This window comes from Dactylosporangium darangshiense (assembly GCF_039537565.1).
GTDB lineage: Bacteria > Actinomycetota > Actinomycetes > Mycobacteriales > Micromonosporaceae > Dactylosporangium > Dactylosporangium darangshiense.
In genome coordinates this window covers 14287-40938 of record NZ_BAABAT010000003.1, presented here as the reverse complement: position 1 = coordinate 40938, position 26652 = coordinate 14287, and the positions used below count along the sequence as shown (strand labels likewise).

18 protein-coding genes, 6 tRNA genes and 1 pseudogene are annotated in these 26652 nt (G+C 70.6%); 10 read left to right on the top strand and 15 right to left on the bottom strand.

All coding sequences use genetic code 11. The features are described 5' to 3' along the window. The first annotated feature begins 60 nt into the window (after positions 1-60). The 7 genes from ABD901_RS06890 (at position 61) to ABD901_RS06860 (ending at position 1133) form a co-directional block, all read left to right on the top strand. Positions 61-134: transfer RNA gene (locus ABD901_RS06890), tRNA-Leu, on the top strand. 57 nt (positions 135-191) lie between these two features. Continuing rightward, positions 192-635 (top strand): HNH endonuclease, encoded by a 444-nt coding sequence (locus ABD901_RS06885; RefSeq protein ID WP_345122466.1) that lies wholly within the window; start codon positions 192-194, stop codon positions 633-635. Positions 636-689: 54 nt separating this feature from the next. Beyond that, positions 690-762: transfer RNA gene (locus tag ABD901_RS06880), tRNA-Ala, on the top strand. A gap of 1 nt (position 763) precedes the next feature. Further along, positions 764-836 (top strand) — tRNA-Leu (locus tag ABD901_RS06875). A 38-nt stretch (positions 837-874) separates the two neighbouring features. Continuing rightward, positions 875-959: transfer RNA gene (locus ABD901_RS06870), tRNA-Ser, on the top strand. A gap of 1 nt (position 960) precedes the next feature. Continuing rightward, positions 961-1033, top strand: a tRNA-Arg gene (locus ABD901_RS06865). 13 nt (positions 1034-1046) lie between these two features. Then, positions 1047-1133 (top strand) — tRNA-Ser (locus ABD901_RS06860). A 182-nt stretch (positions 1134-1315) separates the two neighbouring features. Here ABD901_RS06860 and ABD901_RS06855 read toward each other — a convergent pair. Together ABD901_RS06855 and ABD901_RS06850 are read right to left on the bottom strand one after the other, a co-directional pair. Then, entirely contained in the window at positions 1316-2212 is an 897-nt protein-coding gene (locus ABD901_RS06855; RefSeq protein ID WP_345122463.1) for a glycosyltransferase family 2 protein, read from the bottom strand. Positions 2213-2399: 187 nt separating this feature from the next. Then, positions 2400-5147, bottom strand: coding sequence for a hypothetical protein (locus ABD901_RS06850; RefSeq protein ID WP_345122461.1), 2748 nt, complete (start codon positions 5145-5147; stop codon positions 2400-2402). A gap of 978 nt (positions 5148-6125) precedes the next feature. Here ABD901_RS06850 and ABD901_RS06845 point away from each other — a divergent pair. Further along, a complete protein-coding gene (locus tag ABD901_RS06845) occupies positions 6126-6659 on the top strand; it encodes a DUF2334 domain-containing protein (protein WP_345122459.1) in 534 nt (177 codons plus the stop codon). Positions 6660-8229: 1570 nt separating this feature from the next. On the opposite strand, the pseudogene ABD901_RS58975 reads toward ABD901_RS06845, so the two are convergent. Continuing rightward, a pseudogene (locus tag ABD901_RS58975) lies at positions 8230-9426 on the bottom strand (MFS transporter); the annotation flags it as partial. Between the two features lie 108 nt (positions 9427-9534). On the opposite strand from ABD901_RS58975, the gene ABD901_RS06835 reads away from it, so the two are divergent. Then, positions 9535-10080: a hypothetical protein gene (locus ABD901_RS06835; RefSeq protein WP_345122455.1), complete on the top strand. Its 546-nt coding sequence runs from the start codon at positions 9535-9537 to the stop codon at positions 10078-10080. On the opposite strand, the gene mgrA is transcribed toward ABD901_RS06835, so the two are convergent. The 11 genes from mgrA to ABD901_RS06780 form a co-directional block, all read right to left on the bottom strand. Then, positions 10057-11061 carry an L-glyceraldehyde 3-phosphate reductase gene (gene mgrA / locus ABD901_RS06830; protein WP_345122453.1) on the bottom strand — a complete coding sequence of 335 codons (1005 nt, stop codon included), beginning with the start codon at positions 11059-11061 and terminating at the stop codon, positions 10057-10059. The two genes, ABD901_RS06835 and mgrA, sit on opposite strands and share 24 nt — an antisense overlap. Positions 11062-11121: 60 nt before the next feature. Next, complete coding sequence (locus tag ABD901_RS06825) at positions 11122-12750, bottom strand: S8 family peptidase (RefSeq protein ID WP_425556671.1); 1629 nt, start codon at positions 12748-12750, stop codon at positions 11122-11124. A gap of 262 nt (positions 12751-13012) precedes the next feature. Next, positions 13013-13258, bottom strand: coding sequence for a hypothetical protein (locus tag ABD901_RS06820; RefSeq protein ID WP_345122449.1), 246 nt, complete (start codon positions 13256-13258; stop codon positions 13013-13015). 79 nt (positions 13259-13337) lie between these two features. Further along, positions 13338-14372 (bottom strand): ABC transporter ATP-binding protein, encoded by a 1035-nt coding sequence (locus tag ABD901_RS06815; RefSeq protein ID WP_380139738.1) that lies wholly within the window; start codon positions 14370-14372, stop codon positions 13338-13340. Positions 14373-14482: 110 nt separating this feature from the next. Further along, entirely contained in the window at positions 14483-15562 is a 1080-nt protein-coding gene (locus ABD901_RS06810; protein WP_345122444.1) for an ABC transporter ATP-binding protein, read from the bottom strand. A gap of 49 nt (positions 15563-15611) precedes the next feature. Next, the gene (locus ABD901_RS06805) at positions 15612-16613 is read right to left on the bottom strand and encodes an ABC transporter permease (protein ID WP_345122442.1); all 1002 of its coding nucleotides are present in this window, start codon (positions 16611-16613) and stop codon (positions 15612-15614) included. A gap of 150 nt (positions 16614-16763) precedes the next feature. Then, the gene (locus ABD901_RS06800; RefSeq protein ID WP_345123539.1) at positions 16764-18524 is read right to left on the bottom strand and encodes an ABC transporter substrate-binding protein; all 1761 of its coding nucleotides are present in this window, start codon (positions 18522-18524) and stop codon (positions 16764-16766) included. 178 nt (positions 18525-18702) lie between these two features. Beyond that, positions 18703-19704, bottom strand: coding sequence for an ABC transporter permease (locus ABD901_RS06795; RefSeq protein WP_345122440.1), 1002 nt, complete (start codon positions 19702-19704; stop codon positions 18703-18705). A gap of 495 nt (positions 19705-20199) precedes the next feature. Further along, entirely contained in the window at positions 20200-21015 is an 816-nt protein-coding gene (locus ABD901_RS06790; protein WP_345122438.1) for an exodeoxyribonuclease III, read from the bottom strand. 82 nt (positions 21016-21097) lie between these two features. Next, positions 21098-22108: a LacI family DNA-binding transcriptional regulator gene (locus ABD901_RS06785; RefSeq protein WP_345122436.1), complete on the bottom strand. Its 1011-nt coding sequence runs from the start codon at positions 22106-22108 to the stop codon at positions 21098-21100. A 300-nt stretch (positions 22109-22408) separates the two neighbouring features. Then, on the bottom strand, positions 22409-22792 hold the full coding sequence (locus tag ABD901_RS06780; protein WP_345122435.1) for a Uma2 family endonuclease: 384 nt from the start codon (positions 22790-22792) through the stop codon (positions 22409-22411). A gap of 66 nt (positions 22793-22858) precedes the next feature. Here ABD901_RS06780 and ABD901_RS06775 point away from each other — a divergent pair, with 66 nt between their 5' ends. Further along, on the top strand, positions 22859-23416 hold the full coding sequence (locus ABD901_RS06775) for an AAA family ATPase (protein ID WP_345122434.1): 558 nt from the start codon (positions 22859-22861) through the stop codon (positions 23414-23416). Positions 23417-23485: 69 nt separating this feature from the next. On the opposite strand, the gene ABD901_RS06770 is transcribed toward ABD901_RS06775, so the two are convergent. Continuing rightward, complete coding sequence (locus ABD901_RS06770) at positions 23486-26635, bottom strand: penicillin acylase family protein (protein WP_345122433.1); 3150 nt, start codon at positions 26633-26635, stop codon at positions 23486-23488. Positions 26636-26652: the final 17 nt, after the last annotated feature.

The window sequence follows — 26652 nt, the reverse complement described above, 5'->3', positions numbered from 1 at the left end:
GGTTTTTTCATGCCCTCAGGCATTGAAGTTGGTCGTTGAAAATTGCATATAGCGACACACGCCGTGGTAGCCCAAATGGCAGAGGCGTTCCCTTCAAAAAGGAACCAGTGCGGGTTCGACTCCCGCTCGCGGCACGCAAGATCGTTTGGTTGCAGTTGCAGTTCGTCGTGCAGATGAAGGGAGGAGGCCCGGTGACCGCGGTTCTCGTACTCAACGCCGACCTCGGACCCCTGCACCGGGTCTCAATCCGCCACGCCATCCGCATGCTCCTGCGTGAGGTGGCCGTGATCCACGAGGCGGAGCCGGACCGGTTGATCGGGGTCTACCCGCTCCCGCGGGTCGTTCGGCTCGTGTCCTACGTCGTCACCCGCTGGCGCTTCACCGGCGGGCCGGCCTGGTCCCGCGCCGGTGTCCACGCCCGCGACGGCCGCCGCTGCGGTTACTGCGGCGCCGAGGCGACGACCATCGACCACATCCTGCCCCGCTCGCGCGGCGGCCGGAACAGCTGGAAGAACACCGTTGCGGCCTGCACGGGCTGCAACCAGCGCAAGGGTGACCGCACCCCCGCCGAAGCGGGCATGGTGCTGCGCGTCAAGGCGTCGGTTCCGACGTGGGGCGCGCTCGTCCAGCGCTGACACATGGCCCCGGCGGCGCGGCTCCTTCGCTACCGCCCGCCGCCGGGGCCCCACGGGTCTGTAGCTCATCAGGTAGAGCGCCGCTCTTGCAAAGCGGAGGTGGCCGGTTCAAGTCCGGTCGGATCCACGCCCGGGTGGCCCAAGGGAAGAGGCGCCTGATTCAGGGTCAGGAGGTTGGAGGTTCGAATCCTCTTCCGGGTACGCACGGCGCCGCCCCCTCGCCGGGGGCGGCGCCACATGGAGAGTTGGCCGAGAGGTAAGGCTGCGGCTTGCTAAGCCGTCGACGGGGGAGACCCCGCGGGGGTTCGATCCCCTCACTTTCCGCGCCCTTGTAGCTCAGTGGAGAGAGCGCCTGGCTACGAACCAGGAGGCCGGAGGTTCGAATCCTCCCGGGGGTACGCGTGTGTCATTGGGAAGGCCAGCCGATTTGGTGCCGGCACCCGTCTCGAAAACGGCGTTGGGTTCACGCCCGTGTGGGTTCGACTCCCACCCTTCCCGCGCAACCGGTCCACGGCCCGCCGGCACGCCCGCGCGAGCCGCCCCAGGTCCGCCTCGACCGCCCGCCGGTCGCTCCCGCTCGGCGTCATCTCCTGCCACATCGGCACCATCGTCCGGCTCCGTCCTGTCTCGCTCGTCTTCATGCACGACGAACGAGCGGCGCGGATCCGGACAGGTTCCGGCTAGCGGGCTCTGCCGAACGCGTAGCGGGTCAGGACGCGAACGCTGCCCCCGCTGCGCTGCCGGGCCGCCGCCGGCAGCATCGTGAGCGCGTGGATGCGCGACGAGAGGTGCCAGCGCGCGGCCCGCCCGGCCCGCGGCCACCCGTGCTCGTCCATGTGCCGCGCCGCCGCCACGAAGAACTCCCGCGCCTCGCTGAACCGGTTCCCGGTCACCGCCGTCGACGCCGACAGGCTCTCGCCGTGCCGCCGGTACTGGAACACGACCTCGTCGTCGGCGACGAGCCCCCCGCCGCGGGTCACCAGCGCCAGGATGAGCTTCAGGTCCTGGATGACCTTCAGCTCGGGGTCGAACCCGACCGCCTGAATCTCCGCGGTACGCCACACCAGCGACGGAAAGTACAGCCAGTTGCCCCGCAGCAGGCTCACCGCGAGCTCCTCGCCGGCCATCGCCACCGTCCCGGCGAACTTCGGCGCGTACACCCGCCGCTTCGTCGTGTCCGCCAGGGTCTTCACCACGGCCCCGTCGCCCCCGATGACCTCGACCCCCGGCTGCACCAGCACGGCATCCGGGTGCGCCTCGAGCAGCTCGTGCACCCGCTGCACGTACCGCGGCAGCATCACGTCGTCGCACCCCATGATGACCATGAACGGCCCGGTCGCGAGGTCCACGCACTGCTGGAAGTTCCCGGTGATCCCGAGGTTGCGCGGATTGCGCCGGTACTGCACCCGCGCATCGCTCATCGCCGCGAAGTACTCGGGAATCCCGGTCTCCCGCTCCGCCGGGTTGTCGTCGATGACGGTCAGCCGCCACCGCTCGTCGGTCTGCGCGAGAATGCTCTCGACGGCGACCTTCAGCAACTTCAGCTCGCCGTAGTGCGGCAGCATGATGTCGAGCACCGTGCGATCCTAGCGGCCGTCGCGCGGCGCCTCTTCCCGCGTCGCCCCGCGCACCGGATATGTCCGCCGCCCCGCGACGGACATATCCGACTTTTCGGTTATGCCCAGCTCCCGACGGCCGGCGGCTCTGAGCACAAAAAATCCGCCCCGGCCGTGACAACGACCGGGGCGGTTCGATGCGTCTAGATCAGTGCCGGGCTCGCCGCGGACCGGCCGGGGGCTGGCCCGCCGCGGCGCGCTTGGCAGCCTGCTCATCCGGAGCGTTCGAGTCTTCGTCCCACGCCTTCGCCCGGCGGATCTCGTCGAAGAACCCGAGCAACCGGTCGAGCTCCTGCGTGCTCGTCTTGTCGTCGGCCCGGACGGCCTTGCCCTTCTTGTTGTGCGAGCGGATCTCGCGGCCCGTCGTGATCGAGGAGGTCTCGTCGGCGGGCTCGGCCTGCTCGTCGGGCATCGGCGCCCGCTGCGCCGGCATACGGCCCGTGGGCTCGTCGTGGTGCCGGGTGGGCGCGGTGACCGGATCGAAGTGGTGCTCGTCGTAGTTGGGCGCGTCGAAGCTGTACCCGTGCGGCCCGTTCTGCAGCGGCTGGTCCTCGCGGTGGAACGCGTGCGGCGGCGCGACGTGCAGGTCGGGGTGCATCCCGCCGTACGTGTTGCCGTTGTGCCCGGGGTGCCCGGCGCCGTTGAGTCCGTTCGGTCCGTGCCCGTTGACGGGAGCCGGTCCATGGCCGTTGACGGGAGCCGGTCCATGGCCGTTGACGGGAGCCGGTCCATGGCCGTTGACCGGCGCCGGACCGTGCCCGTTGCCGTTGTGCGCGTAGCCGTTGGGGCCGTGCCCGTTGTGGCCGTTGTGGGACTGGGCGGGGTGGCCCTGACTGGGGTGGCCCTGACCCGGGTGGCCCTGGCCGGGGAAGCCCTGGCCGCCGCCGTACGTGGTGCCGCCGTGGCCGTTCGCGGGGCCGCCCTGCGCCGTGCCGGGCACGATGGGTGCGGTCGACTCCGGCGTACCACGGAATCCATTGGCGGCCGGGAACGATCCTGTGGCGTCGGCCGGACGCTGGCGCGGCTGCTGGACCGGGGGCTCGCCCGGGTAGCCGCCGGGGCGGCCGGGGCGCTGCGAGCCGTTCGGGGTCAGCGGCGCGAAGCTGCCGGTCGCCGTCGGGTCGGACACGGCCGGGAACGAGCCGGTGCGGGAGCCGCGGTGGCCCTCGTCGTAGCCGTTCGCGCGCGGCGCCTCGAAGGAGCCCGTCGGGTCGACGGCCGGGAAGGAACCGGTCGCGTTGGGGAACGAGCCGGTCGCGGCCGGGAACGAGCCGGTGCGCGGGTCGCGGCGGTCCTCGTCGTAGCTGCGCGGCGCCTCGAACGAGTTCGTGCGCGGCTCCGGGTAGGCGGCACCGTACTCGCCCGTGCGGCTCTCGTAGCCGCGCTCGGGCCCGTCGGGCCGGGTGACGGTCGGGTGCGCGCCCGACGGGTGCCCGTTGGCGGGGCGCCCGTCCACGAGGTACGGCCCGTTGGCGTCGCCGCGGCGGCCGGCGGCCGGGTGGCTAGCGTGCCGCGGTGCGTCCTGGACGGCCGGGAAGGAGCCGGTCATGCCCGTCGCCGCCGACGCGGACGGCGCGACGAGCTCCACCTCGCCCGGCTCCGGCAGCGAGTCGCGCAGGCCGGTGGCGAGGATGAAGACGTTGGGTGCGGCGCCGCGCGGCACGGTCAGGTACGCGCGCTTGCGGGCGTCGATGGGCAGCTTCTCGAGGATCTCGGCGATGGTGTGCGCCGGCGGGGGCAGCTCGGCGGCGTTGGGCGCGCCCACGATGACGGCGCAGCGGTTCACGTCGACGGGCAGGCCGCGGATCCAGTCCGCCGGGTCGTTGAGGTGCTCCGGGCGAATCCACAGCCCGGCCTGTACCACCTCGAGCACCCAGCCGGAGCCGAGCGAGAACGTCGCCTGGCCGGCCGGAGTGTCCAGCAGGTCGGGGCACGGGTTGACCCAGTCGACCGCGCGGGGCGCGCCGGTGCGGGGCGCGTGCCACAGCTCGCGGGCGAACGTACGCCAGCGGGGCAGGCCCTTGGCGTCGATGGTGACCACGGCCCGCTGCCCGGCGGGCGCGCACAGCGGCAGGCCGGTGCGCACGTGGACCGCGCGGCCGAGGACGTCGGCCACGACGGGGCCGACCGGGCCGTCGGCGATGGGGTCCTGCCCGTACGGCGTGTAGACGCAACGGTCGGACGCGAGCGTCGGGATGGCGCCGACCGCGCGCGCGAGCTCGTCGCGCTGCAACGGCTGGTCGCCGGGGTGGCCGAGGATCAGCGCCGGGTTGGCGTGGTCGGTCGGCACCGAGTAGGCCAGGTCGGTCACGCTGCCGACGCGGCGGCGGTGCAGCCACAGGCCGGCCGGGATCTGGTCGAGCACGAGGTCGCCCGGCAGCTCCGGGATCTCGGTGCACAGGTCCGACTCCCAGGCCGGTGCCGGGAAGCGCCAGCCGACGCGGACCGGCTGCACGCCGGTGCGGAAGCGCCAGAAGCCGCCGGGCCGCTGCTCGCCGCGCCCGATCGGCGCGAACAGCGAGCCGCCGGGCACGCCCAGCAGCGGGCCGGCCGCACCGATGACGTCGATGCCGAGCCGCATCGCCAGCATGTGCGCCGCGGCTGGGCGCTCGTTGGTTGCGCAGGCGCCGTCCCAGGCGACGAAGCGCATCGCGGAGAAACCGCGGGGCAGCCCGTTCGCCAGTACCTCGGCCAGCTCCTCGATCATCGCGGGCTGCAGCTTCACCGTGTGGGAGCTGATCACCACCGCGCACTCGGCGGAACCGTGCGGCGAGACGACCAGCGCCGCCGCGCCCGCACTGGGCTCCTCACCGGAGTGGACGACCGCACCGGCACCGAGCCAGGAAACCTTCATCCCGGGCCAGTGACGCAGCCGCACCTGCATCGCCGTGCTCATGCGGACCTCTCAGCACTATGGAGCCAGGCCCCGACTCGGGCGGTTGCCGACCGCGTGGCCGCCGTCCCGGCTGGCGGCCACGAGTGGCCCAGCGCGTCCGGTGTGCGAGCTGCAAGCGGGCAGCAACGAATCAAGATCGCCCTCCGTCGGGTTTGCCACGAGCGGTGCGATGTGGAGGGGGTTCCACACCGATCACCGCAGGGCGGCTCTGCCGGATCGTACCGCGCTGAGTGACGGACGCAACCATCCCGTTTGTCGACGGACCCGCCGGATAAGCCCGACCGACGGGTGGATTGCGCCCGATTTGCTGGCATTGATGGCGACTTCTCCGGAGAGTTGCTCATGCATCGAACCGCAGTCCAACGAATACTGACTGTCACCTTCGCCCCACAACGGCGCCTCGCCGTCGAGGTCATCGGGATCGCGCTGGTCGTCGTGGTCGCGTTCGCGGTGAGCTCCTGCAAAACCTCTCCAATCGGCACAACTGCGGCCGCCCTCGTCACCGGGCCGTTCTCCTGCATACCCGGCGAGCGGGATGCTCGTCCTGTATGACACAACCGGGCAATACGGTTGCCTGACCGAGCTCTAGGCGCTCCAAGCAGGCAATCCGCCCTCGCACCGCGGCGCCTGAGAGCCCCGGGGCAGTGACGAAGTACACCCCCGGATCGGCACTACGACACCTGCTTGACGATCTATATCTGATCGACGTATGACGAGCCGCTGCCGCAGGAGTTCCTGGCCGGCGTGGCGGCCGGGCGGCAACGTGTGGCAGTTGATCCGGAAGTACCCCGGAATCGGTTTTCATGCAGCGACGATCGACGATGCGGTCGCCACGGCCGTCCGGCATCACGACCCAGTGGGCGACGCGGGCCGGCCGCCCCTGACCTAGGTGGCCGAGGTCCCGTTCACGTACGCGATCTTCGACGACCTGCTGTCCGACCTGCTCGCCCCCGGCACGAGGGAACGACACCGCACCCGTTGATCCGCTTCGAGGACGTCGACCCGGACTCCGACCCGGCACAGCTACGCCGGATCGCCGATTATCTGCATTCTCGTAATGTCCCGTTCGCCGTGGCGGTATTCCTCGTTTACGACGACGCCAAGAGCGTCTATTCCGGCGGCGTCCGGTATCGCACCCTGAGCGAATCCCCGCAGGTGGTAGCGGCCCTGCGCGACATGACAGACCACGGCGGCACGCTGATCATGCCTGGCACCCCCGGACATCTGGGAGTCCCCGCACTACGCGGCCAGCACTTCAACGGCATCCTGACCGGCACCGGTACACGCTCAGTGAGCCAGTTCTTCCCAAACGTCGTAAAAGGCGCATACGGTACGCCGGTAATCCCGGAATCACTTGGAAACGTTGCAACACAAAGATTTAACCAGCACGGTGTCCAACTTGTCCCAGATCTCCCAGCTTCTCGCGAGACGCCAGCCGGTCCTCCGCGACAACATGGCGAGCTTCTTCTACTACCAGTTCCCGGCACTACAATACGTACCGCAGTTGATTGACGGCATACAGTAAATGAGCTAATCCTTCGTAGGAGCCCCCACACTCCTCTGATTTCCGGGTGCATCATCCGAAGACTGGAACTCGTCCAGTCTTTCACTCTTAACTGACAAGACACGTTTTCAGTTGAGCGTTTAAGCAGTTCAGCCCGCTACCCGCGCCGAACATCCGACATTCCGGTAGCGCCCCCTTTGCTCCCCTCTACGCCCCTTAACGCTCCCTTTGTCAGCGCCCCGCGCCCCTCCCTGGCCAATGCAGTGGACGACCTTTCCCGCCTCTCCCGCTACACCGGCGCCTGGCTGGTGATGCGGTCGTCGGGCCGCGCTGCCGGACAGCACCCGCCGCGGCCCGGAATGTGAGCCGCAGCGGCACGCCGACTAGCTGTGCGCGGACGCCGGTGCGGAAGCGGCATGTGTTCGCGTGTGGCGTCTGCCGCGGCCGGAGACGACGCGGCGGCTGACGAGGTGTCCGCGACCGGGGACGTTGGCCGCAGCGCTCCTGAGTGTGCCGACCGCAGATGCGGATGTGGATGCGGTCGGTCCGGCCGCGTGCGCGGATTCGGCGGGTGTGGCGGTCCCGGCCAGGGGCCGGCGGGCGACGGCGCGGGGATGGCCGTTGGTTCGGGCTGTGCTGCCGGGCGGTGCCCGTCGCGGCTTGGAACGTTGGCCGCGGCTGTACGCCGACTATGTGCGTGCGGGCGCTGGTGTGGCAGACGGCGTGTGTTCCCGTGTGGCGTCCGCTGCTACCGGAGGCGGGGCGGCAGGCGGTGTCCGCGAGCGACGGCGCGGGCATGGACGCTGGTTCGGTTGCGCAACTGGGTGGCGCCCGCCGCGGCCCGGAGCGTGAGCCGCGGCGGCACGCCGACTAGCTGTGCGCGGGCGCCGGTGCGGCAAACGGCGTGCGCTCCTGGATGGCGTCCGCCGCTGTCCGAGACGGCGCAGCAGGCGCGGTGCCCGCGAGCGACGGCGCGGACGCGGCGGCCCCGGCCGCAGCGACGGCGGGCGAAGCAGACGCCGTGGGCACAGAGCCCGCGGACGCGAACGCGGCGGTTCCGGGCGCGGCGTCGGACGGCGTGGACGCGGCAGCCGCGGTGGGCGTGGCGGCCCTGGACGCGAACGCGGCGGTTCCGGGCGCGGCGTCGGATGGCGCGAGCGCGGCAGCCGCGGTGGGCACAGTGCCGGTGGAGGCGAACGCGGCGGTTCCGGGCGCGGCGTCGGATGGCGCGAGCGCGGCAGCCGCGGTGGGCACAGTGCCGGTGGAGGCGAACGCGGCGGTTCCGGGCGCGGCGTCGGACGGTGCGGGCGCGGCAGACGCCGTGGGCACGGCGGCCGCGGATGCGAACGCGGCGGTTCCGGGCGCGGCGTCGGACGGCGCGGGCACGGCAGACGCGGTGGGCACAGCGCCCGCGGACGCCGTGGGCGCGGCGGCCGCGGATGCGAACGCGGCGGTTCCGGGCGCGGCGTCGGACGACGCGGGCGCGGCAGACGCGGCGGATGCGAACGCGGCGGTCCCGGGCGCGGCCTCGGCGGGTGCGGCGTCCGCGGGCGCGGCGTCCGTGGCTGCGGCGTCCGCGGGCGCAGGCGGCGCCGCCGCCGGGGCCGGACGGTCCAGGTGGCGGAACGCCAGCAGGGCGCCGGCGATCGCCGCCCCCAGCAGCCCCACCGCCGCGAACCCCCACGACGGCGACCCGGTGTCGATGGCCCAGCCCGCGAGCGGCGAGCCGATGGCCAGGCCGACGGTCAGGGAGGAGCCGTGCCAGCCCATGGCCTCGCCGCGGGCCGACGGCGGGACCAGGCGGCTCACCAGGTCGACGCTGGCGCTCAGGGTGGGTGCGCACAGGGCGCCGGCCGGCAGGAGCGTCAGGAACAGCAGGGGCCAGGCGTCGCCGACCAGGCCGGCGGGGATGGTGAACAGGCTCAGGCCGCCGAGCAGGGCGACCAGCGGGACCGCGCGCGGCAGGGCGCCGTACACGAAGCCGCCGATCAGCGAGTACACGCCCCACGCGGCCAGCAGGGCGCCGACCAGGCCGACCTGGTCCGCGTTGCGCAGCATGGCGACGATGCCCAGATCGGTGCCGGCCAGCACGACGGTCGTGGCCGCGGCGGCGGCGCAGACGGCGACGAAGCGGGGGGTCAGCCAGTCGCGGCGGCGCACCGGGGGCGCGGCGGGGGAGCCGGGGTCGGCGGCGGTCTCGTGGACCGGCGGGTTCGCGATGAACAGGGCCGCACCGGCCAGGATCAGGGCGGCGCCGATCGACCACATGGCGACGCGGCCCGACAGGGCGCTCATGAGCGCCACGGCCAGCGGCGGGCCGGCCATGAACGACAGCTCGACGGACATCGAGTCCAGGGCGTAGGCCTGGCGGCGGTGCTCCACGGGCACGAGCGCGGCGATCGACTGGCGGATCACCGAGAAGACCGGCAGGGAGAAGACGCCGGCGACGAAGGCGCCGACGAGCAGCGCCGGATAGGACAGGGACGGCGCGGCGGTCCAGAAGACGGCCTCGGCCACCGTGGTCACCACCAGCATGGGGCGCAGGCCGCGGCGATCCACGAAGCGGCCGTTGAGCGGGCCGCCGAGGGCCGTGCCTACGGTCAGCGCCGCCCCGACCAGGCCCGCCGCGCCCCAGCCCCTGTGGAGGTCCTGAGCGACGTGCAGGGTCATGGTCACCCCGATCGCGGTGATCGGGATGCGGGCCAGCAGGGCCAGCACCATCAGGGGCCGCACGCCCGGTAGGGCGAGGACGCGGCGGTAGGGGGTGAGACGCATGGGGTCATCATGTCGTGGGGGTATGACAAAAACGCGCGATTATCCGGGGAACCGGGTCGGTCGAGCCGCAGTCCAAAGAGGAAGACCTATGGATGGAGCTGAATCACGATGAAGTCCCGGATCCTCGTTGCCGCCCTGCTCACGCTCGCTTTGGGCGCCTGCTCGGACGCCCAGGACGACGCCGGTGGGGCCAGCTCGGCCGCCACCTCCGGGCCGGCGGCCGTGAGCAGCGACACGGCGAGTAGCGCCGCGACCGGCAACCCCAGCGCCGGGCCGCAGACCGACCCGAGCTCGAAGGCGAACACCGGCGGCAACACCACCGCCATGGACACGCTGGTGACCTTCACCCGCACCGGCGGGCTGGCCGGCAACAACGACAAGCTGGTCGTGCGCCCCGACGGGTCATACACGATCACGACCCGCCAGGGCAGCAGGGACGGCAAGCTCACCACCGACGAGCTCAACGCGCTCAAGGCCGCGCTCGCCTCGACCGACTTCAACAAGATGCCGACCGTGAACGACAACGGGGCGGTGGCCGACGCCTACACCTACACCGTGACGTACAGCGGCCGGCAGATCACCGCGAAGGACGGCGCGATCCCGCCCGCCCTCCAGCCGGTGATCAGCGCGCTAGGCGCCTTCCTCAGCAAGTAGCCCGTCGATGCGGGCCAGCTCGTCGCCCGACAACTCCAGGTTGCGCAGGGCACCGAGGTTGTCCAGCAGCTGCTTGACGCTCGACGCCCCGATGATCAGCGAGGTGACCCGCGAGTCGCGCAGCGCCCAGGCCAGCGCCAGCTGGGCCAGGCTCTGGCCGCGCTCGCGGGCCACCTCGTTCAGCGCCCGGATCAGCTGCAGCCGCGACGGGGTGAGGTCGGTCTCGTTCAGGAAGACGCTGGTGCGCACCCGGGAGTCCTCGGGGATGCCGTCGAGGTACCGGTCGGTCAGCAGCCCCTGCGCGAGGGGCGAGAAGGGGATGCACCCGGCGCCCTCGGCCTCGAGCACGCCGAGCAGCTCCGGCTCGATCCAGCGGTCCAGCATCGAGTACCGCGGCTGGTGGATCAGCAGCGGCGTGCCGAGGTCGCGCAGGATGCGGGCCGCCTCGGCGGTCTGCTCGGGGCTGTAGTTGGAGATGCCGACGTAGAGGGCCTTGCCGGAGCGCACGGCGGCGTCCAGCGCCCCCATCGTCTCCTCCAGCGGCGTGTCCGGGTCGGGGCGGTGCGAGTAGAAGATGTCGACGTAGTCCAGGCCCATCCGCTGCAGCGACTGGTCGAGCGAGGAGAGCAGGTACTTGCGCGACCCCCACTCCCCGTAGGGCCCCGGCCACATCAGGTAACCGGCCTTCGTGGAGACGACGATCTCGTCGCGGTACGGCCGCAGGTCCTCGGCCACGATCCGCCCGAAGTTCTCCTCGGCGGCGCCCGGCGGCGGGCCGTAGTTGTTGGCCAGGTCGAAGTGGGTCACGCCGGCGTCGAACGCCCGGCGCACGATGGAGCGCTGCGTCTCGAACGCCCGCTCGCTGCCGAAGTTGTGCCACAGCCCTAGGGAGATCGCCGGCAGCTTGAGTCCGCTGCGCCCGCTGCGCCGGTAGTGCATGTCCTGGTATCGGTCCGAAGCCGCCTGGTAAGCCACGGGCATGATCCTAAGCTGCCCGGGGGGCCGCCTCGCAGAGGTTCCGCGAGGCGGCCCGCAAACCGGCTAGTGGTGCTCCCACCAGGCGTGGGCGGTCACCGCGGCGTAGGCGTCGACGATGCCGAAGCCGTAGAAGCCGTTGAACTCCTTGCCACCGTCACAGGTCGCGTCGAACTCGGCCGGGCGGCCGACGTCGACGTAGGACACCGTGCGCGGGTTCGGGCAGGCGTGCTCGGCGGCGGAGGTGTAGAGGATCCACTCCACCTTCCACGGCTCCAGGCCGAAGCCCTTGCCCTGCTTGCTGCCGTGCGCGCTGACGATCAGCGCCGCGACGCCGGCCGCGTGCGGCGAGGCCATCGAGGTGCCCTGCAGGTACGTGTAGTACCCGCACTGCCCGGCGGCGTTGCACTGCTTGAACACGGAGTCGGCGAAGTCGGGCAGGACGTTGCCGTCCGCGTCGACCGAGCCCTCCTCCTGCAGCACCTTCTTCGGGTACGTCGACAGGATCTCGTTGCCGACCGTTCGATAGGTATCGGTGCCGAGGCCGTCACGGAAGTACCCGCCGGGCGCCGCGACACTGATGTTCTCGAGCCCGTAGTTGGAGTAGTCGGACTTGTTCAGCGACGGGCCGAGCGCGGACACGCCGATGACGAAGGGGCCCTCCGTCGGCAGGTCCCAGCAGGACCGGTTGTCGATCGGCCGGTCGTAGGCCGAGTCGGCGGGGTAGTCCGGGCTGGAGATGTCCGTGCGCGGGTGCCCCTCGTCCTCGTGGTTGTTGCCGGCCGCGGCGACAAGGGTCACGCCCTTGAAGTGCGCGTACGTGAGGGCGCGGAACATCGCCTTGATGATGGTGCGCTGCTCCGCCTGCGCGGCCGGGGAGTCGGCCGGGTTGGCGGTGCAGTTGTACAGCCACGGGTCGACGTAGAACGACATGTTCACCACGTCGATGCCGTTGTTGGCCGCGTGCACGAGCGCGTTGACGGTCGGCTCCAGGAAGAAGTACCCGGAGTCCTGGCCGCCCTTGAGCTCGACCAGCGACACGTTCGGCGCGACGCCGGAGACGCCGAAGCCGTTGGCCGCCGCGCCGATGGTGCCGGCGACGTGCGTGCCGTGGCCGCCGTCGTCGGTGCCGACCGGGTCGAGGCAGCTCGCGACCTCGCACGGGCCGTCGATGTCGGTCTTGTCCGGTGCGAAGTTCCTCGACAGCGCCCAGTTGAAGTTCGGGGCGATGTCGGGGTTCGACGCGTCGACGCCGGTGTCCAGGATGCCGACGGTCACGCGCTTGTCGCCCGCGTTGACCTTGCGCGCCTTGTCCGACTTGACCGCCGAGAGGCCCCACAGCTTGTCGTCGAGCGGGTCCATGCCGGCCGTGGTCGGCTTGTTCCCGCTCTTCTTGGCGGCCGCGGCCGCCTGCTGGGCCTCTCGCTCCACGTCGCCGGGCCGGTCCTTCTTCGGGGCCTTGCCGATCGCGACCTGGTGGGTCGCGCCGACCAGCTGCGACGTCGCCGCAGCCTTCTCCACGAATCCGTTCTGCGGCGCGACCACCGTGAACATGCCCACCGCGTCGTTGCTGCCGATCACCTGGCCGCCGGCCTTCTTGATGGCGGCGGTGGCGTCGGCGGCCGAGACGTTGTCCGCGGCGATGACCGTGTACTGCGTCGTCGCCGAGGTCTCAGCGCTGGCCGGGGCCGACATAAGGCCGGCCGCCGTCACCGTGAGCGTCGCGGTGAAAACCGCGGCGCCGGTGAGCCTCTTGTTGAATCCCACATAACCTCCCTGGTCGAGGGGATGGGGACATCGAACAAGAGTTGTTGATACGGGGAAACCCTTTCCCGTCAAGATTTTCAGGGCGAGGGGGCGTCAAAAGCCTTGAAAAGCCTGAATCAGAGCTACCGCGACGTCCGCCGTGGGCGCGGCCCGTGACTCCCGGGCCTCACCGTCCGCGCACAGTCACCCGTCATACGGAGCGCGCGATGCGCTCCACCTCGTCGCGGGCCTCGGCCAGCCCGGCGCCGGTGACCTGGCGATAGATCTTGATCGCGGCGATGAGGTTCTGCGCCCGCAGCGCCTCGGTGAACTCCGGCGGCATTCCGGCCGCGCCGGGAAACGCATCGGCGAGGGCGGGGTCGAGGCCGAAGTGGCGGTACAGGAATGCGACCTGCCGTTCGAGGCGGGCCAGCCGGGTGGCGTCGTCGGCGTACATCAGCACACCGTATGGCGATCGGCCCGGAAACGAAGTCGGGGAGCCGCCAGAAGGCGACTCCCCGAACTGTCAAAAACCGTCAGGCGATCGGCTCCGCAAAGGGATCCTCGGACGTGTCCACCGGAATCTCCGCCGCGGCGGCCCGGGCGGCGGCCGCGCCGCGCGCCGAGCGCTCCTCGTCGGTGATCGGGAAGTGGCACGCGACCGTCTGGCCGGGCAGCAGCTCCCGCAGCGGCGGCTCCTGCGACGCGCACAGGTCCTGCGCCTTCCAGCACCGGGTGCGGAAGCGGCAGCCCGACGGCGGGTCGATCGGGCTGGGCACGTCGCCGGTGAGCAGGATGCGCTCGCGGTGCGCCTTGTCGCGGCGGCCCGGGTCGGGCACCGGCACGGCGGACAGCAGCGCGAACGTGTACGGGTGCAGCGGCGTCGCGTAGAGCCCGTCGCGCGACCCGACCTCGACGACCTTGCCCAGGTACATGACCGCGACCCGGTCCGAGATGTGCCGGACGACGGACAGGTCGTGCGCGATGAACACGTACGTCAGGTTGAACTCGCGCTGCAGGTCGTCCAGCAGGTTCACGACCTGCGCCTGGATCGACACGTCCAGGGCGGACACCGGCTCGTCGGCGATGATGAGCTTCGGCTGCAGGGCCAGGGCACGGGCGATGCCGATGCGCTGGCGCTGGCCGCCGGAGAACTCGTGCGGGTAGCGGTTGTAGTGCTCGGGGTTGAGCCCGACCAGCTCCAGCAGCCGCTGGACCTCCCGCTTCTGCCCGTGCGCCGTCTTGATGTTCTGCACCTGCAGCGGAGCGCCGACGATCGAGCCGACGGTGTGCCGCGGGTTCAGCGACGAGTACGGGTCCTGGAAGATCATCTGCACCTCGCGGCGCAGCGGGCGCATCTTGCCCACGCCGAAGTGCGAGATGTCCTGGCCCTCCAGCAGCACCTGGCCGCCGGTGGGCTCCAGCAGCCGGGTCATCAGGCGGCCGGTGGTGGACTTGCCACAGCCGGACTCGCCCACGAGGCCGAGCGTCTCGCCGGCCTTGACGGCCAGGTCGATGCCGTCGACCGCGCGGACCGCGCCGACCTTCCGCTTGATGAACGCGCCCCGCATGATCGGGAAGTGCTTCTCCAGGCCCCGCACCTCGAGGAGGTTCTCGCCGCCGCGCTGTGGTACCGCGGCCGGCTGGGGTTGGGTGCTCGTCGTCGACACTGTCGTGCTCCTCAGAGGTTCGGGGCGATGTCCGACTTGAAGATGGCCGCGCGCTCCGCCGGCGGGATGTGGCAGGCGACGCCGTGCTTGGGCGTGGCCTCCGCCAGGGCCGGTTCGACCGTCTTGCAAGGGATGCCGTTGCGCTCCGCGTAGGGGCAGCGCGGGTGGAAGGAGCAGCCGCTCGGGAGGTTGATGAGCGACGGCGGGTTGCCCTTGATCGGCACCAGCCGGTCGCGCACCTCCCGGTCGACGCGGGGCATCGACGAGAGCAGGCCCCAGGCGTACGGGTGCTCGGGGCGGCGGAAGACGGCCTCCGCGGTGGCGTGCTCGACGCACTTGCCGCCGTACATCACCAGGATGTCGTCGGCCACCTCGGCCACGACACCGAGGTCGTGGGTGATGATGATGACCGCCGAGTTGAACTCCGACTGCAGGTCGCGGATCAGGTCGAGGATCTGGGCCTGGACCGTCACGTCGAGCGCCGTGGTGGGCTCGTCGGCGATGAGCAGCTGCGGGTTGTTCACCAGCGACATCGCGATCATCGCACGCTGGCGCATACCGCCGGAGAACTGGTGCGGATAGTCGTCCACGCGCCGCTGCGGCTGCGGGATGCCGACCCGGTCGAGCATCTCGATCGCCCGCTTGCGGGCGTCGGACTTGCTGACCTTGTGGTGCACCCGGTACGCCTCGATGATCTGCGCCCCGACCGTGTAGTAGGGGTGCATCGCGGTCAGCGGGTCCTGGAAGATCATCGACATCTTCGCGCCGCGCAGCAGGCGGACCCGCTCGGGCGAGGCGCCGATGAGCTCCTCGCCGTCGAGCCAGACCTCACCCGAGATCTTGGCCGAGCCGCGCCGGTGCAGGCCCAGGATGCCCAGGCTCGTGACGCTCTTGCCGGAGCCGGACTCGCCCACGATGCCGAGGGTCTGGCCGCGCTCCAGCTGGAACGTCAGGCCGTCGACGGCCTTGACCACGCCGTCGTCGGTGTTGAAGTGGATCCGCAGCTCGCGCACGTCGAGGAACGACTGCGCGGGCTGGGAGCCGGGGCCGCCCGGGTTCGGGCTGACGTCGGTGAGCAGGCTGCTGGACATGCTCACTCCTTTCCAGGGGTGCCGTGAGGGGACCGGGACGCGGGTCGGGTCATGTGAGCCGGACCCGCGGGTCGATCACGGCGTAGAGCAGGTCCACGATCAGGTTGGCGAAGACGATGAAGAACGAGGCGAACAGTGTCGCGCCGAGGATGATCGGCAGGTCCTTCTGGTTCACCGCGTCGACGCTGAGCTTGCCGATGCCGGGCAGGCTGAACACCCGCTCGGTGAGGATCGCGCCGCCGAGCAGCGTGCCGAGGTCGAGGCCGAAGATCGTCACGATCGGCGTGAGCACGGCGCGCATGGCGTGCTTGCCGACGACGACCCGCTCCTTCAGGCCCTTCGCGCGGGCGGTGCGGATGTAGTCCTCGCCGAGGGTCTCGAGCATCGTGGCCCGCGTCAGCCGCGCGTAGGTCGCGGCGAACAGCAGCGCCAGGCTCACCCAGGCGAGGAAGAGCTTGTTGGCCCAGCCCAGCGGGTCGTCGACGAAGTTGATGTACTCGCCGCCCTGGAAGATCTTCCATTGATGGACGAACAGCTGCTGGAAGACGAGGCCGGTGAAGTACACCGGTAGCGACACGCCGGCCAGCGCGATGATCATCACGACCCGGTCGGAGATTTTCCCGCGTTTCAGCGCGGATATGACGCCGCCGCCGACACCGCCGACGAGCCAGAGCACCGCGGCGCCGAGGGCGAGGGAGATGGTGACCGGAAGCCGGTCGAGCAGCAGCGGCCACACCTCGCGGTCGGTGCGGAAGGAGTAGCCGAAGCACGGCGCCGAGCAGTGGGTGACGGTCGGGCCGCTGTCGTAGTCCCGCCCGACGACGAGCCCCTTCACGAATTTCCCGTACTGGACGTAGATGGGCTTGTCCAGACCCAGCTTGATCCGGGTCGCCTCGACGTCGCGCGGGGTCGCCGTCTTACCGACGTACATCTCAGCGGGATCGGCGTGCGCCGCCTTCGGGATCAGGAAGAAGATCGCGAAGGTGACCATGGAGACGGCCACGATGAGCAGTGCCGCGGTGACCAGGCGGCGCAAGATGTAATTGATCACGTGTGCGGCCTGACGCCGACCGGCTCGACGGGGTTCCCGTCTCACCGGCCGGCGCCGTGGCCCTCACCTGCCTTCTGTACTCGTGAAGGGCGGGTTACCGGCTGTTCAGGCTTGCTGCTTCGGTGCTTGGGGCTGGAGCGGACCCGAGGGTCAGCCCGACACGCCCAGGCTGCCGAAGTCGTACATGCCGTAGTACTCCGTCACGAACACGTTCGTGACGCGGGGGTTGCGGTAGTTGAGCGCCTTGTCGTAGACGAACGGCACCATGACGGCCTGGTCCATGACCTTGTGGTCGATCTGGGCCCAGACGTCGGCGGCCTTCTTCGGGTCGGTCTCCGCGGTGGCCTGGTCGATCAGCTTGTTGATCTCCGGGTCGTCCAGCTCGGAGTAGTTGTTGTTACCCGAAGCCGAGATCGCGCGGCCGTCGACCAGCACCTGCAGGAAGCCGTAAGCGGTCGGGAAGTCCGCGCCCCAGCCGGCCATCATCAGGCCGTAGCCCTTGGCGTGCACGTTGGACGGCGCGCCGATGGTCGAGCGGAAGTACAGCGACGGCTCGGTCGGGTCGAGGCGAGCGTTGATGCCCACGTTCTTCAGGGCAGCCTGCAGGGCCTCGGCCGTCTTGGGCTCCTTGCCGGAGTTACGGGTGGCGAGGACGGTGTCGAAGCCGTTCGGCTTGCCACACGCGGCCAGCTCTTCCTTCGCCTTGTCGATCTGCGGCTTGCCCGACTTGGTGTTGTACGGGTCGTAGTCGTCGTGACCCGCGATGGTCGGGGGCAGCATGTTGAAGGCGACGTCGCCACCGGCGTCGGCGCCACCACGCGCGGTCTGCATCGTGACCTTGTCGGTCGCGTACTGCACGGCCTTGCGGCAGTGGATGTTGTCGAACGGCGCGACCTTGGTGTTGATCGAGAAGTAGCGGATGAAGCCCGTGTTCGGGGTGTCCGCGTTCTTCTTCTTCTCCGGGTCGAGCAGGATCTTCGGCTGGGCACCCTGCTGGACACCGGTCTGCGCGGTGTCGATGTCGACCTCGCCGCTCAGCAGCTGGTTGTCGATCTCCTCGACCGCGGTGCCGATGGTCAGGTCGATCTCGTCCGGCAGCGCCTTGCGCACGGTGTCGGTCTTCGGGTCCCAGTTCTCGTTGCGAACGAGAACGGCCTTCTTGCCCGGGTCGTACGACTGGAACTTGTACGGGCCGGTCGAGACGGGCTTGTCACCGTACTTCTCGCCGGTGTCCTTGGCCTGCTGGACGGGGCCGGCGGCCGGCATGGCGAGCAGGTAGGCGAAGTCCGACAGCGGGTCCTTCAGGTGGAAGATGACCGTGCTGTCGTCCGGGGTCTCAACGGACTTCAGGCCCAGCTTGTTCGCGTCGGTGTCCTTGTACGGGCCGGGGTACTTCTGGCCCTGGTCCAGGACCGACGCCAGGTACGGCGGGCCACCGGACAGGACATCGGTCGCGAAGTTGCGCTCGATGCCGTACTTGATGTCCTTGGAGGTGATCGGCGAGCCGTCCTCGAACTTCACGCCCGACTTGAGCTTGAACGTGTAGGTCTTGCCGCCGTCGGTGATCTCCGGCATGGCCGCGGCCAGGTCGGGAACCAGCTTCAGGCCGTCCTCGCCCGGCTTCGCCTCGTTGGTGAGCAGCGAGCGGACGTAGTAACCCTTCATGAAGTTCCACACCCACGCGTAGTACGCACGCGCCGGGTCGAACGAGTCGGGGTCGCTGTTGTTGACGAGCTTGAGCGTGCCGCCCTTCTTGTCGGACGGGTTCACCACGCCCTTGGTGGCGGCGTTGAAGCCGGAGACGCCACCGGCGGTCTCGCTCGCGCTGGGCTTTGCGTCGCCGCCCGATCCACAGGCGGACAACACCAGGGCGATAGCGGCCGAACCGGCCACCAATGCCCCTGTCCTCATTCTCACTGGGTTTCCCTCCTTGTTTGGCGCGGCCCGCCGAGGGACGGGCCGTCCGAGCTGTGCTGCTGTGCGAGTGAAGTCGGGGAATGCACAGGGTTCGACCGGGCTGGCGGGGGCCGGACGTCGTTGGTGCAAAGGATTGCGTGGCAGGCCCGAAGGCCGGCCGGCGGCCAGGGGGCTACCGGCCGGACTTCGGGTCGAGGGCGTCACGCAGGCCGTCGCCGAACAGGTTGAAGGCGAGGACCATGAGGAAGATCGCGAAGCCGGGCACGAACATGTACATCGGGTCGTACTCGTAGTACTGCACGGCGTCCGAGAGCAGCCGGCCCCACGAGGGAGTGGGCGGCAGCACACCGACGCCGAGGAACGACAGTGCGGCCTCGAAGAGGATGTTCGATGGGATGATCAGCGTCGCGTAGACGAGGATCGGCGCGACGAGGTTGGGCAGCAGCTCACGGAAGAGGATGCGGGACGGGCCCGCCCCGATGCTGCGCGCCGCCTCGACGAACTCGCGTTCCCGCAGGGAGAGAGTCTGGCCGCGGACGATACGCCCGATGTACGGCCAGCTGAAGAACGCGATCACCGAGATGACCACGCCGATGCGCCAGCCGGTGCTCGCCGGCACGACCGAGATCAGCGCGATCGAGAAGAGCAGGTACGGGAACGCCAGGATCAGGTCCATGAGGCGGCTGATCAGGTTGTCGATGACGCCGCCGAAGTAGCCGGAGACGATACCGAGAACCACGCCGATCGCGACCGCCGCGATCGTGGCGGCCAGCGCCACGAGCAGGGAGACCTGGGCGCCGTAGATGATCTGCGAGAACAGATCCCGGCCGGTGACCGGCTGCACGCCGAGCAGGAAATCCTTGGAGACCCCGCCCCAGGTGCCGACCGGCGGGATACCGCCGAGCAGGGGATCGATCCTGTCTGAGTGGTACTCGTTGACCGGGTGGCCCCAGACCTTGTTGATCAGGGGGGCGAGAACCGCGACTAGCACCAGGAAAATGATGAACCCGGCTCCTGTCAGCGCGACCTTGTCGCGCTTGAGCCGGATCCACGCAATCTGACTGAGCGAGCGACCTTCGATGGCCTTCGCGGGAACACCGGCAGGCGTAGCGGTCGCCTCTTCGACCGTCGGCACCTGCTCGTCGCTCTTCGACGTGACGGGTCCCATAGTCATGGGCGTGGTGCCCCTCTCCCCGGCCGCCTGCCCGCCTCACGAAGCCGCCAGCGATGGCCGTCGCACCGTGCAGCGAGCATGCGTCGGCCAGACCGGGGCCCGTGGCAGTCAGCAGCCGATCGGCTGTGTCTTCGTGGACTCCTGGTGCCCTATCCGCAGGTTCGGTCCACGGGCAGAGCGTGCACGAAGCCGACTTGGTGGTGTCGCCTTCGTTGGAGGAACCCTGTCTCCCGTTCGGCCGATCGTCAAGGGTCACCCCCTGTCCTGTAACCAAGTCCACGCCGCGCCGTGATGAGGGCGTGATCCAAGCACAGCGACTTTTGGGGTCATACCCCACCTAAACGGGCGATTTTGCGCCGAATCGTAACGGTGTGATCACGCAATGTGGCGGAAACATGGCGGCAAGACCGACGAGAACGGGCTATCCAGGACGATCGTTGATCGTTTCACACTTAACAGTACGGTCCGGTCAGATAGCATGGTGACACAGAGTACTCAAATATCGAAATCGATCACGACGGGGGCGTGGTCCGACGGTCCCTTGCCCTTGCGGGCCTCGCGGTCGATGTAGGCGCCCGTGACGCCGTCCGCAATGGCCGGGCTCGCGTAGACCAGGTCGATGCGCATGCCTTTGTCCTGATGGAACATGCCTGCCCGGTAGTCCCAGTACGTGAATGGGTTGGACCCTTTCATCGGCTTCGGCACGATGTCGGCCAGCCCGGTGTCCAGCAGCGCGCCGAGCGCGTCGCGCTCCGGCTTCGTGACGTGCGTGGCGCCGACGAAGGCGGCGGGATCGAAGACGTCGGAGTCGGCCGGCGCGACGTTGTAGTCCCCGCAGACCGCGACCCGCTCGCCCGCCGCGAGGTCCGCCGCCACCGCGCCGCGCAGCGCTTCGAGCCAGGTGAGCTTGTACCCGTAGTGCGCCGACTCGGGCGTGCGCCCGTTGGGCACGTAGACGGACCAGACCCGCACCCCGCCGCAGAGCGCCGAGATGGCCCGTGCCTCGCGCCGGGGCTCGTCGAACAGTGCCTCGTCGCCGCCGGGCTCACCGGCCCAGCCCGGGTCCCCGTCGAACCCGCGCCGCACGTCGTCGAGGCCGATGCGGGACAGCAGCGCGACCCCGTTCCAGCGCCCTTCCCCGTGGTGCGCGGTCTCGTACCCCACCTCCTTGACCTCGGCGGCCGGGAAGGCGTCGGCGGCGACCTTCGTCTCCTGCACGCAGAGGACGTCGGGCCGGGTCTGCTCGAGCCACTCCACCAGCCGGGGCAGGCGGGCCTTGACCGAGTTCACGTTCCAGGTGGCAAGCCTCATTCCTGCCACAATGCCAGGTTCACGCTGTGTCCCGCTGCACCAGCGCCGGCCTCACGCCCCCGGTCGCCCGGTTTGCCTCGCGTCATGCCGATTCGCGCTTCACCAACTCGGTAGGCAGGAGCAGAACGGGCTCGATCTGCTCGCCGCCCGCCATCCGCAGGACCTGTCGCGCGGCCATCCGGCCGAGGTCCGTGATCGGCTGGCGCACGGTGGTCAGGGGCGGCTCGGTGTCGCGGGCGAAGTCCATGTCGTCGAAGCCGACGACCGCCACGTCGTCGGGCACCCGGCGCCCGGCCTGGCGCAGCGCGCGCAGGGCGCCCTCGGCCATGGCGTCGGACGCGGCGAAGACGGCGTCGAGGTCCGGGTCGTCGCCGAGCAGCTGGCTCATCGCGAGGGCGCCGGACTGGCGGGTGAAGTCGCCGACGGCCACCAGCGAGCGGCGCCCGCTGTCCTGCATCGCCGAGCGGTACCCCTTGAGCCGGTCGATGCCGGCGCTCATGTCCTGCGGCCCGGCGATCGTGGCGACCCGCCGCCGCCCGGTGTCGAGCAGGTGGTGCACCGCTGCGCCGGCCGCGTTCTCGTTGTCGACGTCGACGTACGGCACGGAGGACTGGATCAGCAGCCGGCCGTTGCAGACGACGGGCACCCCGGCCCGGCTGAGCCGCTCGGGCAGCGGGTCGGCGCCGTGCATCGAGAAGATGATCGCCCCGTCGACGTGCCCGCCGGTCGCGTAGCGCTCGACCCGGTCGTGGCTCGGGCCGGACGGGCCGACCATCATGAGCACCAGCTGCTTGTCGACGGCCTCGAGCTCGAGGCTCACGCCGCGGATGATGCTGGAGAAGAACGGGTCGTCGGAGAACACCCGGCTGGCCGTCTCCGACGCCACGAGCGCGATCGAGTCGGTACGCTGCGTGACGAGGCTGCGGGCGGCCTGGTTGGGCACGTAGCCGAGCGCCTCGACGGCGCTGAGGACCTTGTCGCGGATGTGTGGCGCGACGGAGGTCGACCCGTTGACCACGCGGGAGGCCGTCGCCCGCGACACGCCGGCGCGTTGCGCGACGTTTTCGAGTGTGGGCCGGTCCCGCCCCGACATCACCATTGTGGCGTCCCCCATATCTGTTGGCCGGACCATCATGACTGAAGCTCAGCAATGTGTAGCGCACAAACAATGACGGGCGATGGAGCATGCCGCTCCATCGCCCGTCGCACCCTCACACCGGTTACACCCTGATCACGATTTCGCCGGTCCGATCCGCCGGTCACCCGATCCGCCGCCTCGGCCGGAGAGCGCTCTCAAGACTGGGATCAGACTGGCCCATGACTAGCCCAATGTCAATCAGAGAATCGGTTGAGAGCGCTCTCTGGAATATGTTGTGGGATACGCCAAACCCCCTTATGCCGCCTGGCGGCGCCGGCAGGCCTCCAGGTGCGCCGCGATCACGGCCGCCGTGCCGGAGCGCACACAGGCGTCGGCCCCGGCCTCCAGGACGTCGACCACCCGCTGGTGGTCGCTGTAGGGCCCGAGCACGGCCACGATCGAGGCGGCCGGGTGGCGCAGGCAGGCGGCGGTGACCGCCCTGGGGCCGGGGTCGTCGAGCACGACGATGTCCGGCTCGCGGCAGCCGGCCGGAAGCTCCGTCCTGCGGGTCAGCTCCCAGCCCTGTGGCAGGTGCCGCTCGAGGTCGGCGAAGCGTCCGGCGAGCGCCACGAGCAGCACGTCGATGCGCTCGTGCTCGGCGGTGGCGGGGGTGCGCTGGGGAAGGGTCAGGATCGTCATGTCTTCCTTTATCCCGTGCCGGCCTGGCATCCCCCTCGGTCCCGCCTGCGAGAATCCTGGAAGCCCGTGGTGCGCAGGGAGGCGGGGGTCGCCGTGATCGTCTGGCTCAACGGCCCGTCCGGGGTCGGCAAGGTGACCCTGACCGAGCGGCTGTGCCGGCGCGAGCCGGGGGCGCGGGCCTTCGACCCGGAGGTGATCGACCGGCTGCTCAAGCGCACCGCCGGCCTGGTCCGCCGGGGTGACTACCAGGACCTGCCGGCCTGGCGGGCGGCCACGGTGGCGGCCGCGGCCCGGCAGGCCCGGGGCGCCGACCCGCTGCTGGTGCCGATGACCGTGCTGCGCCGCCGGCACCTCGAGGACATCCTCGGCGCCCTGCGCCACCGCGGCCACGAGGTGCGCCACGTGCTGCTGGACGTCTCGCCGCCGGTGCTCATCGAACGGGTGGAGGCCGCCGACAGCCTCGACGCGGACGGGTGGCGCCTGGAAGACCTCGGGGCGTACCTCACCGCCCGCCGCGACCTGCGCGCCCTCGGCGAGGTCGTGGACACCGACGACCTGGAGCCGGACGAGGTCGCCGACGAGGTACACGACCTGATCAGGGCCTGGCGGCAGGCCCGGGACTGACCCGGGCCCCGCGGGTGGGCGACGGACGCGCCGCCGCCCACCCGCGGGGCGATCCAGCTCGTGTGCCCCTCAGCTGGAATAGGCCTCGATCTCCCACAGCGAGTAGCCGTAGCCGGTGCCCCGGGCCACGCCGACCATGCGCACGTACCGGGCGCTGACCGGCGCGAACGTCACGTTGTCGAGGCCGCCGTTGCCCGCGTCGACGACCGCCGCAGGCTGCCAGGTGCTGCCGTTGGCGGAGACCTCGATGCGGTACCGCGACCCGTACGCCGTCTCCCAGCGCAGGATGACCCGGCGCAGGGTGCGGGCCGAGCCGAGGTCGACCGTGATCGACTGGCTGTCGGTCCACCAGCTGCTCCACCGCGTGGTCGGGTCCCCGTCGACCGCGGCCTTGGCGGTGTAGCCGATGAAGGTGCCGTTCGCGCTCACGCTGCGGTTCAACGCGAGGTTGGTCAGGTCGGCGCCCCGCCCGGCCGGGAACGACACCACCTGCTGATAGGTCGGCCGGTTCTGCCACGAGATCTTGTCGTGCGTGATCCCGCCCAGCGGCGACTGGATGATCGTGTCGGCGCACCACTGGTCGCCGGCCGAGCAGTCCTTGTCGCCCGGGTAGGTGGTGCCCGCGGGCTCGGCGACGGCCGCCGCCAGGGTCGTGACCAGCACCTGCCGGCACCCGGCGACGCTGCCGCCGCCGCAGTAGGTCCGGCCGAGGCCGCTGCGGACCGGGTCGCCGAGCACGGCGCGCAGGTCCTTGTCGAGGTACCCCCACCAGCCGTACTGGAAGGCGGACCCCTTGTGGCCCTGGCTCTGGTTCAGCGAGCCGGCGCTGGTCGGCCCGGTGGCCCCGGAGGGCGACTCGTCGATCTGCAGCGCCCTGGTCAGCGCCGCGTAGACGTCGTCGCCGAGCCCGGGCCGGAACGCACCGTCGACGAGCTTCGGCCACCAGGCGTCGAAGGTGCGGATGGCGGCGGCGTGCTGGTAGGCGTGCGAGCCGGGGGAGGTCTCCACCCGCTTCGCGCCGGCCGCGAGCCACGCCCGCAGCGCTGACACGTTCGGGTCGGTGCTCGTGCCGGCCGGGTCCAGGATGCGCAGCAGCTCGGGCAGCAGGTTCTCGGCCCGCAGGTCCGTGACCGCCGCGTCCTGCACCAGCCGGACCACCCCGGCCCGGTCGACCTTGCCGCCGCTCAGCGCGGATTTGACCCGCTTGTCGAGCAGATCCGCGCGATGGACGGCCCCGAAACTGAAGTTTCCGTCCGCCGCGCCGGTGTCCTTACTTTGCTTGTTATTCCAAGAGACAAAATAATCCTGTCCGGCCGACTGCGGATGCTGTGACGCCGGAATGTAGTCGGCCGTATTCGTATCCGCATTCCATCCGGACCATTCATAAGCGGCGTCGGCCTTCGTCGGCAGGTTCGGGTTGGCGCCGGACTTGCGCACCGGGTCGGCGCCCGAGTTGAAGTACGCGGTGTCGGCCGAGTTCACGTAGAACCAGTTGAACGCGTAGCCGATGTCGGACGCGGCGGCGATGAACTGGGCCGGCGTGCCCATGGCGGCCGGGTCGTTGAACGCCTGGAAGCCGATGGCCGAATCAGCCTCGTGCCGGTAGGTCGAGCGCAGCTGGGTGAAGGCCACCGGCTGCCCGCCGACCGTGCCGCGCCAGGCGACCAGGCCGTACTTCGTGCGGTACGTGATGAGCGAGTAGGAGCCGGCGGGCGTCGAGTCGGCGACGGTCGGCGTCCAGGCGTTGTTCTGCGTGAGCGCCTCCATCGGCGTGCACGCGCCGTGGAAGCGGTACGCCGAGGACTGCAGCGTCGCGGGCGAGCCGTCGGTGTTGCACAGCGGCACCGCGTAGGTGTCGGTGATGTCCTGCTCCGCCGACGTGGCGCTCCACGCGTAGTCCTGCCCGCGGCCGAGCAGCACGTAGAGGTTGAGCCCGGCGAAGGCCACGCCGTGCGCGCTGACCCCCGGCCCCTGCAGCTCCTGCAGCATGAGCAGCTGCGGCGAGAAGTACCCGGTCTGCGGCCCGAAGACCGCGATCGGGTGCCCGGTCGCCGAGTGTGCCGCGTCGATCACCACGGCGTTGGACATGCCGCGCTTGGTCGCCGCGCCCGGCGCGACACCGGCGGTCGTCGTCGCCGAGCCGCTCGGGTTGAACACCACCGGCTGCGCCGCGACGCTGCCCAGGTCCGGCAGCGCCACGCCGGGCGCGTCCGGGTCGGCCGCGCCGTAGGGGAAGGACTGCCCGTCGTGCAGGGTCAGCACCGCCTCCTCGTCGTTCTGCGCGCGGAAGGCGGCCCACAGCCGGTCGCCCTCGGCCGGGCCGTACCGCGCCCGGGCCGTGACCCGCACCAGCGCGGACTCGACCTCGCCGCCACCGCCGCCGCCGAACAGCCCGCCGACTACGCCGGCGATGGCGATCAGGTCGGTCATCTGGAACGGCTCGGGCCCGCCGGCGTTGGTGATCGCGTCGAGGTGCCCGGTGAGCACGTACTCGCCGGGGCAGTTGCGCCCGGCCATGCAGGCGGCGATGTAGGCGTTGATGCCGGCGACGTACTGCTGCACGTCGTCGTAGAGCTGCGCGCCGCGCGCGCCCTTCGTGCGCAGGGCCGCGACCTGGGCCTGCAGGTCGGCCTCGGTGTAGGGGGCGTTGCGCCAGATGCTCTGCTCGAGCTCCCGGTTGCCGGGTGCCCCGCCGGCGAACGGGGTCAGTTTGCCGCGCCCGACCCGGCGCATGAGGTCCATGACGAACAGGCGGTCCTCCGCGCCGGCGTACCCGGCGCCGAACATCGTGCCCGCCCGGGTCGTGCCGGTCACGTGCGGCACCCCGAGCGCCTTGTCCCGCACGATCGTCACGTCGGATCGCGGGCTGTAGGTGCGCGCGACCTGGCCGGCCGGCACCCCGAACGACGAGCTGTTGTAGAACGACGAGATCTGCTCGTCGGTGAGCCCGGTGTAGGCGGCGACGAGGTTCGCGTAGGGCCCGAGCTGGTCGGCCGAGTGCGCCGGCCGGAAGCCCAGCGCCTGGTGGGCCAGGATGTCCGCAAGCGTGGCGTTGCCGTTCTCGCCCGGCGGCAGGATGTCGTTGCACTGCTCCAGGCAGTAGTCGTTGGGCGCCAGCACGGCGGCCTGCGCCGGCGCGGCGGCGACGACGGGTGCGACGAGGACGGCGGAGGTGAGCAGCAACGCCCCCAGGGCGCGTTTGACGAGAGGCAGGGACATGGCGGATCCCTTCCGGG